The organism is Pseudofrankia coriaricola (genome assembly GCF_001854805.1).
In the GTDB taxonomy this organism is placed as follows: Bacteria; Actinomycetota; Actinomycetes; order Frankiales; family Frankiaceae; genus Pseudofrankia.
Genome location: NZ_MBLO01000063.1, coordinates 19,421 through 34,878 on the forward strand (window position 1 = coordinate 19,421; position 15,458 = coordinate 34,878).

At 72.4% G+C, this 15,458-nt stretch carries 11 protein-coding genes; 3 read left to right on the forward strand and 8 right to left on the reverse strand.

Annotation, left to right across the window (positions count from 1 at the left end):
- Positions 1–45: 45 nt before the first annotated feature.
- From BCD48_RS11605 to BCD48_RS11625, 5 genes are all read right to left on the reverse strand, one after another.
- The gene (locus BCD48_RS11605) at positions 46–1,326 is read right to left on the reverse strand and encodes an FxsB family cyclophane-forming radical SAM/SPASM peptide maturase (protein WP_083418497.1); all 1,281 of its coding nucleotides are present in this window, start codon (positions 1,324–1,326) and stop codon (positions 46–48) included.
- 6 nt (positions 1,327–1,332) lie between these two features.
- A complete protein-coding gene (locus tag BCD48_RS11610) occupies positions 1,333–1,536 on the reverse strand; it encodes a hypothetical protein (protein WP_071048366.1) in 204 nt (67 codons plus the stop codon).
- A gap of 124 nt (positions 1,537–1,660) precedes the next feature.
- The gene (locus BCD48_RS11615; RefSeq protein WP_071048367.1) at positions 1,661–3,082 is read right to left on the reverse strand and encodes a vWA domain-containing protein; all 1,422 of its coding nucleotides are present in this window, start codon (positions 3,080–3,082) and stop codon (positions 1,661–1,663) included.
- Positions 3,083–3,118: 36 nt separating this feature from the next.
- Entirely contained in the window at positions 3,119–4,009 is an 891-nt protein-coding gene (locus BCD48_RS11620) for an AAA family ATPase (protein ID WP_071048368.1), read from the reverse strand.
- 169 nt (positions 4,010–4,178) lie between these two features.
- Positions 4,179–4,679 (reverse strand): MarR family winged helix-turn-helix transcriptional regulator, encoded by a 501-nt coding sequence (locus tag BCD48_RS11625; RefSeq protein ID WP_083418498.1) that lies wholly within the window; start codon positions 4,677–4,679, stop codon positions 4,179–4,181.
- A gap of 60 nt (positions 4,680–4,739) precedes the next feature.
- Between BCD48_RS11625 and BCD48_RS11630 the strand changes: the two genes are divergently transcribed.
- Positions 4,740–5,756 carry a CE1 family esterase gene (locus tag BCD48_RS11630; RefSeq protein WP_241841658.1) on the forward strand — a complete coding sequence of 339 codons (1,017 nt, stop codon included), beginning with the start codon at positions 4,740–4,742 and terminating at the stop codon, positions 5,754–5,756.
- Positions 5,757–5,805: 49 nt separating this feature from the next.
- Here the strand turns inward: BCD48_RS11630 and aceB are convergent, their stop codons facing one another.
- The 3 genes from aceB to BCD48_RS11645 all read right to left on the reverse strand — a co-directional run bounded on the left by aceB (position 5,806) and on the right by BCD48_RS11645 (position 11,289).
- Positions 5,806–7,449 (reverse strand): malate synthase A, encoded by a 1,644-nt coding sequence (gene aceB / locus BCD48_RS11635; protein WP_083418499.1) that lies wholly within the window; start codon positions 7,447–7,449, stop codon positions 5,806–5,808.
- A 49-nt stretch (positions 7,450–7,498) separates the two neighbouring features.
- Positions 7,499–8,755 carry a glutamate-5-semialdehyde dehydrogenase gene (locus tag BCD48_RS11640; protein ID WP_071048371.1) on the reverse strand — a complete coding sequence of 419 codons (1,257 nt, stop codon included), beginning with the start codon at positions 8,753–8,755 and terminating at the stop codon, positions 7,499–7,501.
- A gap of 275 nt (positions 8,756–9,030) precedes the next feature.
- Positions 9,031–11,289: an MMPL family transporter gene (locus BCD48_RS11645; RefSeq protein ID WP_071048372.1), complete on the reverse strand. Its 2,259-nt coding sequence runs from the start codon at positions 11,287–11,289 to the stop codon at positions 9,031–9,033.
- Between the two features lie 1,001 nt (positions 11,290–12,290).
- On the opposite strand from BCD48_RS11645, the gene BCD48_RS11655 reads away from it, so the two are divergent.
- Both BCD48_RS11655 and BCD48_RS11660 read left to right on the forward strand, forming a co-directional pair.
- Positions 12,291–13,754, forward strand: a complete 1,464-nt coding sequence (locus tag BCD48_RS11655; RefSeq protein ID WP_071048374.1) for an exonuclease SbcCD subunit D — start codon at positions 12,291–12,293, stop codon at positions 13,752–13,754.
- A partial coding sequence (locus BCD48_RS11660) for an AAA family ATPase (protein WP_157910477.1) occupies positions 13,754–15,458 on the forward strand: 1,705 nt, incomplete at its 3' end. The genes BCD48_RS11655 and BCD48_RS11660, both read left to right, overlap by 1 nt.

Sequence of the window (15,458 nt, forward strand, 5' to 3'; positions counted from 1 at the left end):
GTACTCCGTCAGCGCGGCGCGCCGGCTGGCCCCGTGCGCGGCGAGTCAGCCGGCGCGGACAGCCGCCAGCGTGGTGCCTCGGCGAGCGAGAGCCTCTTCGACGCGCCGCTGCATGTGCGCGATCAGCGCATACTGGTCCGCGCAGTACACCGTCGGATTGGTGTACGCGCCGTGAGACCGGTAGCGGTGCGGGAACAGCCCGGCACCGCAGGTCGTCACCACCTCGCAGCCGCGGCAACTCTCGGCCAGCCCATGCAGCCCGAGCTGCCGCTGGACGAATGCTGGCACGTCGAACAGGGCATCGAGCGGATCGGCAAACACGGTGCGTCCGCTGGCAGCGGCACCCTGGCCGACCGCCTTCATGGTGTCCACCTGCTCGTAGGAGCCGTCGGACTCAATGACGACGAGCGCCACCGGGGCGAGGCCGAACGACTCGTGCGCGCCCACGCCCCCGAGCAGCAGATGGAGCAGCGACTCGAAAGTGCGCACCGACAGTGGCCGCACCGGCGCGTCGAACCAGCGGTCGAACAGCGGGATCAGCCAGTCGGCGTAGGGAGTCCGGCCGTCGCCCGGTGCCAGGCCCGGTGGCGGGAGTTCCCAGGTGCCGTGCGGGAGCAGGAAGTCGACCCCGCCCGCGTCGAGGCCGAGCAGGGCCTCCCACACCCGGACCGGGTCGGCCGCCAGCTGGATGGTGCACAGCAGCCCGAGAAAGTGCGAACTGAACTCGGGCCGCTGCATCATCTGGATGCCCGCGATGACCTCGTCATAGCTCGACCGGCCGTCGCCGTAGGTGCGGTGCAGGTCGTTAGCCTGCCGGTCGCCATCCAGACTGATCCCGACACCGATGTCCTCCTCGACCAGGAAGGCGGCCATCGACTCGCCGAGCAGCACGCCGTTGGTCTGCACCGTGACGATGACCTCGGTCAGCGGGGCGAGGCGCTCCCGCAGCGCGCCGACGATCCGGCGCAGCCGCTCACGGCCCGCGAGCAGCGGCTCGCCGCCGTGCAGCCGGATGTTGACGAACTCCAGGTCGTGAGTGCGCACGTGTTCGGCGATGCGGTCCGCTGTCGCGGCAACGGTCGCGTCCGCGATGAACCGTGGCTGCGCCCGCCAGGACTGGTCGGCCAGGTGGTAGACGTAGCAGTAGTCACAGTCGAGGTTGCAGCGCGAGGCCACCTTCAGCACGAACTCGCGAAACGGTGTCGGAACCCATCCCGACGGCAGCGGCGCGCCCCACGCCGCGGCGGCGCGTTCCGCCGCGGTCGGAGCCGCGCCAGCATGCGCCGAGGCCCGGGCCGGCGCAGGCCACGGCAGCGCGGCGGGCATCCTCCGTCAGTTCTTGGCGTCTGTCAGCTGGGAAGCCGCCGCGGACACCGACCGGCGCGGGCGGAACAGGCACGGGCCCGAGTTGTGCACATAGGCACCGCTCACCAGGTCACCGTCCGCGGAATTCCGACGGACGAGTGCGTGGTCGAGCGCCGACAGGTCGACCCCGATGCTCGCTGGGTCGACCGGCGTCACGACGGAGTTGAACATGGCATACCCCCTGCAGCCCGACCATCAACGGCCAGCACGACCGTTACTTGGTCGTCGCGCAGCCCTACAGGAGCAGTCTCGCACGGTGGTGGACCGTATTCGCCCGGATCCAGGTTTTCCGCCGTCAGGTCGGTAGGAGGCGTCCGATGAAGGCTTCGAGCTGTTCGACGTTTCGGCATTCGACCATCTCGTCGACGATGTCGGAGTAGGCCGTCGTGGCGGAGTCGCCGGAGCCCCAGTAGGAGCGGGGCTCGGGGTTGAGCCAGTAGGCGTGTCGGGCCTGCTGGCAGAGACGCCTGAACGGGACGGCGGCGGTGGCCCGGTAGTTGTTGCGGGCGTCGCCAAGGATCAGGAGCGACGTCTTCGGGCCGACGGCGTCGGGGAACTTCTCAGCGAACACCTCGAAGGCATGGCCGTAGTCGCTGTGGCCGTCGAACCAGACCAGGTCCGCCTCCTTGGCGATCCTGGCCATCATGTCGCCGAGGTCGACGCCGCGAAGGAAACGGGTGATCTCGTCGGTGGTGTCGATGAAACCGAACGCGCGCACCTTCGAGAACTGCTCGCGCAGCGCGTGGGTGAGCATCAGGGTGAAGTGCGCGAACGACGCGACCGAGCCGGAGACGTCGCAGAGCACAACCAGCTCGGGCTTGTGCGGCTTGTGCGGGCGGTGCTTCGTCTCCAGGGGGACGCCGCCGGTGGCGAGCGAGGCGCGCACGGTGCGGCGGAAGTCGAGCCGGCCGCTCCGGCCGAGGCGGCGCTTGGCCGTCAGCCGGGTCGCGAGCCGGCGCGCCAGCGGGTAGACCTGCCGGCGCAGCTCGACGAGGTCCTGGTGGGAGGCCCGCAGGAACTCGACCTGGTCTGTGAGCGGCTTGACCGCGGTGCGCTCGGTCGCTTCCAGGCCGCGCTCCTCGGCCATCCGGCGGCGGATCTCGCTCTGGACCATCTCCTCGAAGGAGCGGATCCGGTCGGTGATGGTCTGCCGGGCGATCCGCTCGGCGAGGCCGCCCTTGTCCTGGGGGCCGAGCATCGCGGCGAGCAGCGCCGCGATCAGCGTGTCCGGCGACATCGCGCGCAGGACCCGGAACACGAACCACGACTTGCCGTTCTGCCCGCCGGCAGGTGCGGAGCCGAAGTTGGAGACCGCCTGGCGGGCGAGCTCGCGCAGCGCGTCGTCGTCGCCGTCGAGCAGCGCCTGCTGAAGCCGGTCGCGCAGCGCCTTGCGCAGCGCGTCCAGCTCCTCAGGGGTGAGGTCGCGCGGCTCGTCGCTCGGGTCGCCCTCGCCCAGGCCAGGCACCCCGTCCGCCCCGCCGGCCACCCCGTCGCCGATCCGCGGCGGGAAGTACAGGTCGAACAGGGTGTCGAAGGCGTTGCGGTAGAGCGGGCGCTTGCACATCGTGGTGGCGAACGCCGCCCGGACAGCCTCCCGGTCGAGCCAGCCGACCGCGCCGACGGCGCGCGACGCGTCGACGGTCTCCGCGGTACTCACCGGCACACCGGCGCGCCGCAGCGCCGCGGTGAAGTCGACGATGCGATCTACCAGGTTCATCGCGTGCCCCTCACTGCTCGCGGGAACGCGGGCCGGTCAGTTGGCGCCGAGCTTGAGCTGGCTGATGGCGCGGGCCTGGTCGCTCGCGTGCTTGAGGACGACGCCGAGAGTGCTCTTGACCTCTTCCTCGTTGAGCGAGTCGAAGCCGAGGGCGAGCACGGTCTGGCCCCAGTCGATGGTCTCCGCGATCGACGGCGCCTTCTTCAGTTCCATCGCCCGCAGCGCGCGGACCGTGCGGACCAGCCCCTCGGCAAGCTGCTCGGGCAGCTCTGGCACCCGGGCGAGCAGGATCTCCTTCTCCCGGGCCGCCGACGGGTAGTCAAGGTTGAGGTAGAGGCAGCGTCGCTTGAGCGCCTCGGACAGCTCACGGGTCGCGTTCGATGTCAGGACGACGAACGGCCGGCGCGTTGCCTGGATCGTGCCGAGCTCAGGGATCGTCACCTGGAAGTCGGAGAGCACCTCCAGCAGCAGGCCCTCGACCTCGACGTCGGCCTTGTCTGTCTCGTCGATCAGCAGGACGGTCGGCTCATCGCGGCGGATCGCGGACAGCAGCGGCCGCGCGAGCAGGAACTCCTCGCTGAAGATGTCGTCATGGGTCGATCGCCAGTCGGCGTCCGCGGAGCCCTCGCCGGAGCCGGCCTGGATACGCAGCAGCTGCTTCTTGTAGTTCCATTCGTAGAGCGCGCGCGCCTCGTCGAGCCCCTCATAGCACTGCAGGCGGATCAGCTCCGCGCCGACCGACGCCGCCAGTGCCTTGGCGAGCTCGGTCTTGCCGGTGCCCGCCGGTCCCTCGACGAGCAAGGGCTTGCGCAGCCGGTCGGCGAGAAAGACCGTGGTGGCGATCGCCTCGTCGGCGAGGTAGCCTGTCTCCCTCAGGCGGCCGCGCACGTCCGCGACATCGGCGAAGGCGTGTTCCTGCAACGACATGGGACTTTTCCCCGCTCTACGTCCGCTTGATCCCCTCGGATCCGTTATCCGTCAGACCCATATTGCCAGTGCGTACGGCCAGATACCTGGACTGCTACGAGTCCGGATGGTTGGGGTGCGGACGGTTATGTTTCGGATGGGTAACGATCGGCCAGTCGAGGCTGAGTCATCACGACAGGTCGTCCGTCGCACGCAGGCGGTGGGCCAGCGCGATCACGATCTCCTGCTCGGGTTCGAGGGCGGCCACCGCGGCAAGGCCGTCGCACAGGGCCGTGACGCCGTCGGGACCGAGGCTGGCCCGTAGCCGGTCCAGGTCGGCGGCCCGGGACCGAAGCACGTGGGCGATGGCGTTCTCGGCACGCTGGGTCAACGCGAGCAGGGTCCGTCGCCGATCGGCCGAGTCAGTCGATCGGTTGAGGTAGCCGGCCGCGGTGAGGGTGTCAACGGTGCGGCTGACCGCCTGCTTGGTGACCGAGAAGAGCATGGCCAACTCGCCGACGGACGCCACGCCCTCCTTGATGAGCCGCAGAAGCTGTAGATCCGCCAGGCGAAGGTCACCGTGGCCAGCCGCGGCGAGTGCTGCCGCGGTGCGGGCCTGCCAGACCTGGTGGGCGGACGAGAGCCGCAGCCCAAGATCCGGCCCGCTGGATGATTCTCCGTTGGATCCCACCACCCCAGCGTAATAGACACCTACCGTTGACTATCAACCCTAGTTGACTACTCTGCCGGAATGACACGCATTGCGGTCGCCTCGATCGTCCGGGCGGGTACGGTGAGCCGAGGCAGCGGGCCTCGGCGACGGGTAGGCGCGGCCTTCGCGATGGCGGCGCTCGCGGCGGTGGTCGCCGTCGGCTGCGCCAGTACCCCCGAGGGGGCGACGCCGGTTGCCGGCTCCGCGACGGCGGGCTGCGCACCCACCCGCCCGGCGCCATCCGTCGCCGGGACACAGGTGTTCCGTTACGACGGGGTCGATCGTCCTTACCTGTTGGCGCTACCGGACGGCTACCGGGGCACGGCGGCCAGTCCACTGGTGTTCGACTTCCACGGATTCGGCGGCAGTGTGCGCGACCAGGAAGCGAGCACGCTGATGGCGGCCACCGGTACCGCGCGTGGATACATCGTGGTCACCCCCGCCGCTCTCGGCGATCCGCCCAAGTGGAACATCCTCGGGACTGCCGGCGCCGCCGACGACTACGGCTTCGCGCACGCGCTGCTGACCGATCTGACCTCGCGGCTGTGCGTCGACCCGGACCGGATCTACGCCGCCGGCCACTCAAACGGTGGCGCCTTCGCCGGGCTGCTCGCCTGCCGCGCGCCATTCCCCTTCGCGGCGGTCGCGCTGGTGTCGGGCACTCCGCCATCGACCTGCCCAGCCGCCGCCATCGCCGCCGGCTCCGCGCCGGCCGTGCTCTCCATCAACGGGACGGCGGACACGACGGCGTCCTACGCCGACAACGTCAACCGGCTGGACACCTTCGTCCAGAGCTACGGCTGTCACCCGGCCTCCACGCTGACGACCCTGATGGCCGGGGTCACCCAGCGACGCGATCTCGGCTGCGCCGCCGTGGGCGCCGAGGGCCGCGACGTCGAGGTGGACCTGGTGACGGTGGATGGCGGCACGCATGTCTGGCCGGGCGGCCCGGCGGCGTCCAGTGACCGTCCGTCGGCGGTGGGGAACTCGACGGCCGGCCAGACCTTCCCGGCGACCCAGGCCGTGCTCGACTTCTTCGACCGCCACCGCCGGTGACCAGACCGCCGGTGACCAGACCGCCGGTGACCAGCGGTCCCGCCGAGGCTCAGATCCGGTCGTAGGCGGGCAGGGTCAGGAATTCGGCGTAGGGCTCACCGAGCGCCGTCTGCCCGAACAGCTCCACGGCGTCCTTCCACCGCCCGGCCGCGAACGCCTCGTCGCCGGCGGCGGCGCGCAGCCGCTCGACCTCCTCCGCGAGCACGGCGCGAACCAGCTCCGCGGTGACGACGCGGCCGTCCGCGAGCTTCGCGCCCGCGGCGACCCACTGGTGGAGCTGGCTGCGGGAGATCTCGGCGGTGGCCGCGTCTTCCATGAGGTTGTCGATACCGACGGCGCCGGTGCCGCGCAGCCACGCCTCCAGGTACCGCAGGCCGACGCTGATGTTGATCCGCACGCCGGCCTCGGTGATCTCGCCAGGGGTGGCGGCGACGTCGAGCAGCTGGGCGGCGGTGACGTGGACGTCGTCGCGCTGGCGCGCGAGCTGGTTGGGGGCGTCGCCGAGCACGCCGTCGAAGACCTCGGTGCAGACAGGCACCAGATCGGGGTGGGCGACCCAGCTGCCGTCGAACCCGTCACCGGACTCGCGCTCCTTGTCGGCCCGTACCTTCGCCAGCGCCGCCGCGCCCGCCTCCGGGTCACGCCGGGACGGGATGAAGGCGGCCATGCCGCCGATGGCGTGCGCGCCGCGGCGGTGGCAGGTGGCGACGAGCAGTTCGGTGTAGGCGCGCAGGAACGGCACCGTCATGGTCACCGAGCCGCGGTCCGGCAGCAGGAACTCCGCCGGCCGCGACGCGAACGTCTTGATGGCGGAGAACATGTAGTCCCAGCGACCGGCGTTGAGCCCGGCCGAGTGCTCGCGCAGCTCGTAGAGGATCTCCTCCATCTCGAACGCGGCGGGCAGCGTCTCGATGAGCACGGTCGCCCGGATGGTGCCACGTGACAGGCCGAGCGCGTCCTCCGCGGCGGTGAACACGTCGTTCCACAGCCTGGCTTCAAGGTGGCTTTCCAGCTTGGGCAGGTAGAACGCGGGTGTGCGGCCGGCATCGACGAGCGTGCGCGCGTTGCGGAACAAGTAGAGCCCGGCGTCGAGGAGCGACCCGGACATCGGCGCGCCGTCGACGAGCACGTGCCGCTCGGGCAGGTGCCAGCCGCGGGGGCGGACGACGAGGGTGGCGACCTTCTCGCCGAGCCGGTAGCCGCGGCCGTCCGGGCTGGTGAAGGTCAGCGTGCCGGCGATGGCCGCGGTCAGGTTGCGCTGGCCGTCCAGCATGTTCGACCAGGTGGGGACGTTGGCGTCCTCGAAGTCGGCCATGAACAAACGGGCGCCGCTGTTCAGCGCGTTGATGACCATCTTCGCGTCGGTCGGGCCGGTGATCTCGCAGCGGCGGTCAGTGAGGTCCGGCGCGGGTGGTGCGACCCGCCAGTCGCCGGCCCGGACGTCGGCGGTCTCGGGCAGGAAGTCGAGGGTGCCGCCGGCGGCGATCAGGGCGCGCCGCTGGGCACGCCGGTGGAGCAGTTCCTGGCGCCGGGGGCCGAACGTGCGCTGCAGCCCGGCGACGAACGCGAGCGCCTCGTCGCCGAGCACCTCGGCGACCAGCGCCGCCGCGTCGCCCACGGCGAGCCCCGGCACGTCCCGCTCGACGCGCACCCCGTCGTTCGTCGCCCCCCGCAACCGGCCCGTCACACCCATCACACCCTCCCGTCCTGACCTACGCGGAGCGTCCGGCCGCGCGCCAGCCCTACACGACGTGACCGTCGCCGATGGCCACCCACGTGGTGGACGTCAGCTCCGGCAGGCCCATGGGGCCGCGGGCGTGCAGCTTCTGGGTGGAGATGCCGATCTCGGCGCCCATGCCGAACCGCTCACCGTCGGTGAACCGGGTGGAGGCGTTCACCATGATGGCGGCGCTGTCGCAGGTGGCGATGAAGCGGCGGGACGCGGCGAGCGAGCGGGTGACGATCGCCTCGGTATGGCCAGTGCCGTAGGCGCGGATGTGCTCGACGGCGGCGTCCAGCGACGGGACGACCTTCACCGCGAGGTCGAGCGAGAGGTACTCGGCGGCCCAGTCGTCCTCGGTCGCGGCCAGTGCGTCCGGGGCGACGGCGCGCACCGCGTCGTCGCCGTGGATCGTCACGCCGGACTCGCCTAGCGCGGTGAGCACCCGGGGCAGGAACTGGTCGGCGACGTCGGCGTGCACGAGCAGCGTCTCGGCGGAGTTGCAGACCGACACCCGCTGGATCTTCGAGTTGACCGCGATCGCGACCGCCATGTCGAGGTCCGCGTCCGCGTCGACGTAGACGTGGCAGTTGCCGACTCCGGTCTCGATCACCGGCACCGTCGACTCCTCGACGACCGCGCGGATCAGTCCGGCGCCGCCGCGCGGGATGAGCACGTCCACCAGCCCACGCAGCTGCATGAGGTGCTTGACCGACTCGTGGTCGACACCGGGAACCAGCTGGACGGCGTCCGCGGGCAGGCCCGCGGCTTCGGCCGCGTCGCGCAGCACACCGACGAGCGCGGTGTTGGAGTGCACCGCGGAGGCGCTGCCGCGCAGCAGGACGGCGTTGCCGCTCTTCAGACACAGCCCGGCGGCGTCGACGGTGACGTTCGGCCGGGCCTCGTAGATGATCCCGACGACGCCGAGCGGGACGCGCACCTGGCGCAGCTCCATCCCGTTCGGCAGCACCCGGCCGCGGATCACCTCGCCGACCGGGTCGTCGAGCCCGGCGACCTGGCGCAGCCCGTCGGCCATCCCGCCGAGCCGGGCCTTGGTGAGGGTGAGCCGGTCGACCATCGCGGCAGCCATGCCGGCGGCCTGGGCGGCGACGACGTCCTCGGCGTTGGCGGCGAGCAACTCGTCGGCGCGGACCAGCAGCGCGTCCGCCATCCCCAGCAGCGCGGCGTCCTTGGCGGCCCGCGACAGTGGGGCCAGCGCCGCCGCGGCCCGCTTCGCGCGCACGGCGCTCGCTCGGACGTCCTCCGCGGAGACCTGCATGACCCGTTCCCCTCTCACCGGATCCCAGGGGTCGTCCCTGGGCCGGCATCACCGTCCGCCGGAAAGCTGACCCAAGATCAGCGAACACGTCGGGCCGGCGTTGTGCCGGCGCGGCGCGCCGCCCTCCGAGGCTACCTTCCCCGGCACCGCCGATACCCGCGAGGCGGCACCGGGCGGCACCGGCCAGCGCCCATGGCGCCGGAACGGCCTGAGGCCGCGCGGTCACCCGCACGGCCTCAGGACCGAGTTCCTGGATCAGGGCACCGCTCGAACGGCTAGTCGGCAGCGCGGGCGAGCCGGGACGGCCACCAGATCTTCTTGCCGATCTCGTGGCTGAGCGACGGGACCAGGATCGACCGCACGATGATCGTGTCCAGCAGGACGCCGAACGCCACCGTGAACCCGACCTCGGCGAGGAAGACCAGCGGCAGCACCGCCAGCACCGCGAACGTGGCCGCGAGCACGAAGCCGGCGGAGGTGATGACGCCACCGGTGACGGAAAGCCCGCGCGTGATCCCCCTGCGCGTGCCGTACATCAACGCTTCCTCGCGCACTCGGGTCATCAGGAAGATGTTGTAGTCGATTCCGAGTGCTACCAAGAAGACGAAGGCGAACAGCGGGAATGCCGGATCGGCGTTGGCGAAGTCGAGCACGTGGTTGAACACCAGTGCCGACACGCCCAGGGATGCGGCGAACGAGAGCACCACGGTCGCGATCAGCAGCAGCGGGGCCACCAGCGCGCGCAGCAGCAGTCCGAGCACCAGGAGGATCACCAGCAGCACGATCGGGATCACCAGGTTGCGGTCGTGCCGGGAGGCCGCGTTGACGTCGTGGTTGACCGCCGTCGAGCCGCCGACGAGCGCCTCCGCGCCGGGCACCGCGCGCACGGCGTCCCGGATCCGTAGAACCGTCGCGTCCGCCTCCGATGTGTCGTACCGGTAGGCGAGCGTCGCGTCGATCGCGAGCCGGCCGTCGACCGGCTTCACCTGGATGGCCGCGGGCGGGCAGGCTCCGCCGGCCAGGTCGGCAGGCGTGATCGCGCCGGACTTCAGCGCGTCGGGGATCTTGCCGTAGTCGACCTCGACGCAGACCGAGCCCGGCTTGGTGTCCACGCCCTGGACCTTGGACACCCCGGCGATCACCGCGTCGGCCTGGTCGGCCTTCGCGGTGATGACGGCCGGGGCGCCGGCGCCGGCGTCGAAGTTCGCGTCGTAGATCTTCTGTCCGACGATCGCGTCCGGCTCCGAGGTGAAGCTGTCCATCGTCGACAGGCCGCCCGTGCGCAGCCCCGGCAGGAACGCGACGCAGATCAGCAGCAGCACGGCGGTCGAGATCCAGCCGAGCCGGGCACGCCGGCCGACCAGCTCGGCAATCCGCGCCCAGCGGCCGTGGGTGGCGATGTCGGCCTGATGGTCGACCCGCGGCCGGCGCGGCCAGAACACCCACCGGCCGAACAGCACCAGGAACGCCGGCAGGAAGGTCAGCATGAACAGCATCGTGCAGGCGACGCCGATCGCGCAGACCGGCCCGAGGCTCTTGTTCGAGTTCAGCTCGCCAAGGGCCAGGCAGAGCAGGCCCAGCACGACCGTGACGCCGGAGGCGGCGATCGCCGGCGCGGCACCCTTCCAGGCCGCGAGCATCGCGTTCAGCCGGCTGGCGTGGTTGTGCAGCTCCTCGCGGTACCGGCTGACGAGCAGCAGGGCGTAGTCGGTGCCGGCGCCGATCACGATGACCGACAGGATGCCCTGGCTCTGGCCGGTGAGGGTCAGCACGTCGTGCTTGGCCAGCGGATAGATCACCAGCGACGACAGGCCGAGCGCGAACACCGAGCTGAGCAGCGGGAAGAACCACAGTATCGGGCTGCGGTAGACGACCAGCAGGATGATGATGACCACGAGCCCGGCCGCGAGCAGCAACTGGCCGTCGAGCCCGCTGAACGCGTCGATGAACGCGACGAGCAGGCCTCCGGCGCCGGCGCTGTGGACCTTCAGGCCGTCCGGCGCGCCGTCGCGGGCCGTGTCGATGATCAATTTCTCGGTGTCGCTGAGCTGCTCTCCGTCGACCTCGACGTCGCCGTTCTTGCCGATCAGCGGCACCGACACCGAGGCGACCGAGCCGTCCTTGTTGAGCTGCGTCGGCCCGAGCTGGTCGGCGGCCACGCCATTGATCTTGCCGAATGCCGTCCGGTCACGCTCGATCTTCGCCTTGTCGCCGCCGGTCAGGCCACCGTCGCGCTGGTAGACGATGAAGCCCGGGATCGTCGCCACGGAGCGGAACTTCTCCGACTCGGTGTCGACCTTCGTCGACTCGGCGGACCCCGGCAGGTAGGAGGCGTTGTCGTTCTTCTGGACCTCCCCCAACTTGCCCTGGAAGGGCAGGCCGACCACGCCCACTATGAAGAAGACGAGGACGACGCCGACGGCCCCCACCCAGCGGCGCCACGTCGGGCGGCGCTGGTCTGGCGGCGCGGGCGGCGGTGAAAGCGCAGGTAGCTGGGTCTCCGAGCTTTCCTGCTCGGCGGCCACGTCGCTCATGGTGTTCTCTCCCGGTCGGTTCTCGGGCTCGCTCGTCGTCGACGGCGCAGGTGGCGGTCACTCGTGAACAGGCGTGCGGGTACGGCGGGCGGCGCCGGCCTGCGCCCGGTGGCGGGCGCCGGCGGGCCACGTTGAGGCTGGCGCCACCGGATCGCACCGAAGGTACTGACCAGGTGCGACAGCTCACGTTCGAGGCGGGTGACCTCGATGATGTCGTCGCCGGCCGACGGCGCCCATCCGTTATTCGGTTGACTGGCCAGTCAGCCGCCCGGCTCACCCGGTGGATCGGGCCGCCCCGCACGGCGTCCCGACCCACCCACGCAGGCCAAGGAACTCCGCGCGGATATCGAGAAGACGGCCCAGACCCGGAAAACGCATCGGCCGATCGGCGAGAAGTGAGGTAAGACACAGCGGCGAGCCACGCCGCCCGGATGCCGGGCCATCCGAACGCCGGGCCGTCCGGCGGCCCGTCGGCGCGCCGCCCACACACCGAACGGTCGTGGATGGCGGCGCGATGGTCACTGGAGCTGGCCACCGGCTTTGGTTCCAGAAAACCGGCGGCCTCTGGATGCCCCACACCCCCGCGGCTGGGTGGGGCTGGCCCTACCCGGCGGTGGTCAGCCATCGCGCGGGCGAGACGCGCGGCGCCGGCTGCCATCCGTCGCCGCCGGACCGGTTCGCGGTGATGTCATGGTGACCAGCCTGCTGCCTGGCGTGGCTGGCGTCGTCAGCTGGACGGCGGCATCGGCGTACGTCCACGCGCGTACGGACCGCTACGCCAGCACTCCGGCCGCGCCGAGCGGGCATGGGGTGCGAACCGGACACGAACGGATCGCCTACGCTACCGATGCTCTCGGCACCCCCCACCGAGCCGGCGCCCGGCGCCCGGCGCCGGCGCGCCGCAGGACGCGGCTTTCGCCGATCCGCCGTCGTGCCGTGACGACGCCCGGCTGGGTCTGGCCGATCGGCGGGGAGGGCTCGGCCCGGCGGGAAGGGGGGACATGCTCGTCCTGCATACGTCCGACTGGCACCTCGGGCGCGGCCTGCACGGGTATGATCTCGCCGCCGCGCAGGCCGCCTTCGTCGACCACCTCGTCGAGGTGGCCCGCGCCGAGCGCGTCGGCCTCGTCGTGGTCGCGGGCGACGTGCACGACCGGGCGATCCCGCCGCTCGGCGCGCTGCGCCTGTTCGACGAGGCGCTGTCCCGGCTGCGCGACACCGGCGCCCGTGTGGTGGTCATCAGCGGCAACCACGACGCGCCCGCGCGTCTTGGCGACAAGGCTGGGCTGCTCGACCCCCGTGTCCGCATCCGTACCGACCCCGCCGAGCTCGCGACGCCCGTGGTGGTCGAGGACCGGTTCGGCCCGGTGCGGGTCTACCCGATCCCCTACCTGGAGCCCGCCGCCGTCGCGGACCTCCTTCCCGAGGTCGCCCTTCCCGAGGTCGACGCCCAGGGCGACGGACCGGCCGGCCTGGGCGCTGAGGCCGGCGCCGGCGCTCACGCGGGCGCCGGCTTCAGTGCCCAGGCGGACGGGCCGGGTGGCTCCTCGGCGCCGGCCGGTGACGCCGCGGGGGTCCCGGCCGGGCCGCCGCCCCTGGCGGTCGCCGAGGGGCCGGCCGAACCGCCCTTCCCGGGCATGGTCTCGCTCTTCGACGACGACGAGCTGGCCCCGAGCCTCATACCCGCTCCGGCACGCCCCCCGGCCGCCGCCGGCCGGGCCCGCCGGGCGGAGCAGCTGTCCCACGCGGCGACGATGCGCCGGGCGATGGCCGCCGTCCGGGCCGACCTGGCCGGCCATCGCGGCGCCAGGTCGGTCGTCGTCGCGCACGCCTGGGTCACCGGCGCCGCCGGCAGCGACAGTGAGCGCGACATCAGCGTCGGAGGCGTCGCGCACGTCCCGGCGTCACTGTTCGACGGCATCACCTACACCGCGCTCGGCCACCTGCACCGCCCGCAGCGAGTCCAGGACCGGGAGCAGGTGCGCTACAGCGGCTCACCGCTGGCGTACTCGTTCTCCGAGGCCGGCGACGCGAAGGCCACACTGCTCGCCGAGCTCGGCCCGGCCGGCCTGACCAGGGTGGAGGCGATCCCGGTCCCGACGCGGCGGCGCATGACGATCCTTCGCGGCCGGCTCGCGGACCTGCTCACCCGGCTGGAGTACGGCGAGCATGCCGACGACTTCATCGCCGCGGTGCTGACCGACCCAGGCCGCCCGATGGACGCGATGACGGCGCTGCGCGAGCGTTTCCCGCGCACCCTGGTCCTGCGCCACGAACCGGAGAACGCCGAGGCGGCCGACACCCGCTCGTTCGCGCGGCGCACCCGCGGCCGCGCCGACCTCGACGTCGCCGCCGACTTCGTCGGCTTCGCCCGCGGCACCTCGGCGACCGAGGCCGAACGCGAGCTGCTCGCCACCGCGCTCACCGAGGCCCGGCTCGCGGCCACGGCGGCGGAGGCTGGCTGATGCGCCCGCATCGCCTCGAGCTGACCGCGTTCGGCGCCTTTCCCGGCGCTGTGGAGCTCGATCTCGACCAGCTCGGCACGGGTGGCCTGGTGCTGCTGTGCGGCGAGACGGGCGGCGGGAAGACGACGCTGCTCGACGCGCTCGGCTTCGCGCTCTACGGCGCCGTCCCCGGCCTGCGCGGCGTGCGCGACCTGCGGTCCCACCACGCCGCCGCGGACGCGGCCCCGCGGGTGCGGCTGGAGTACTCGGTACCGGCCGGGCGTTTCCGCGTCACCCGCTCCCCTGGGTGGGACCGGCCGAAGCGTCGCGGCACTGGCACGCAGCGGGAGCACCCGAAGGCGTCGTTGGAGAAGTGGACCGGATCGGCCTGGCGGACCGAGGCCACGCGCAACGACGACGTCGGCCTCGAGATCAGCGTGCACCTCGGGATGAAGCCCGAACAGTTCTTCCAGGTCGTCATGCTCCCCCAGGGCCGGTTCGCCGACTTCCTGCACGCCGACAATGACGCCCGCGAGGCGCTGCTCAAGCAGCTGTTCAGCGTCGGCCTGTTCGAGCGGGTCGAACAGTGGCTCGCCGACCGCGCCAAGCGCGCCGCCGACGACTACGGCCTGGCCCGCCAGTCCCTCGACCGCGTCCAAGCGAAGATCATCGAAGCCGCCGGCGTCGAGGCGCGCCCGGACGACGAGCGGCAGGACGACGGGCAGCAGGACGACGGGCAGCGGGACGACGCGGCGCCGGGCGGCACAGATGGACCGCCGGGGCCGGACTGGGCGGCGTCGCTCGCCGAAGCCGCCCGTGCCGGACAGATATCGGCCGCCACGCGCCGCGACGAGGCCGCCAAGGCCCGCGAACTCGCCGACCGCCAACTGGCCGCGACGCGCGAGGCGGCGAGGCGGGCCGAGGACCGGGCCCGCCTGCGCGCCCGACTCGCCGAGCTCGTCGAGCTCGCGCCCGAGATCACCTCGCTCGCCACGGAGCTGGACGCGGCGGGCCGGGCCAGCACGGTCAGCCGCGCCGTCGCCGACGCGGCTGGGCGGGCCGACGAGGCCAGCCGGGCCGCGCGGGACGAGGCCGCGGCCCGTGCCGCCCTCGACGCCGCCACCGTGCCCTCCCTCGACGCCGCCCGCGAGCCGTCCGGGCAGCTGCGCGCCGGCCCCGACGCGGACGCGGGCGGGCTGGGCAGGCTCGCCGCGCTCGCGCACACCGAGTCAGGCAGGCTCGAGGCGCTGGCGCTCGCGCTCACCACGGCCGACGAGGCCGAGCGGGAGGTGATGGCAGCCGACCGGGACGCCCTCACCCACGCCCAGGCCGCCGAGATCCACGTCACCGAGATCGAGACGACGTTCCCCATCGCCCGCGGGACCGCGCAGGACCGCGTCGGACGGGCCAGGCAGGCGGCCCGGCTCGCCCCGGCGCTCGCGGAGCGCGCCGGCCAGCTGGCCGATCTGGCCGACGCCGTCCGCGCCCGGCACGCGGCGCTCCTCACCGCCGACGAGGCCCAGGCCGCCGCGACGCGTGCCCGCGCCCGTGCGGCCGAGCTGCGCCAGCAGCGTTTTGACGCGATCACCGCCGAGCTCGCCGCCGCGCTCACCGGCGACACCCCCTGCCCGGTGTGCGGCTCGCTCGCCCACCCCGACCCCGCCGAGGTCCGCGCCGACCACGTCAACAAGGACGACGAACGAGCCGCCGACGAGGAGGCCGGGC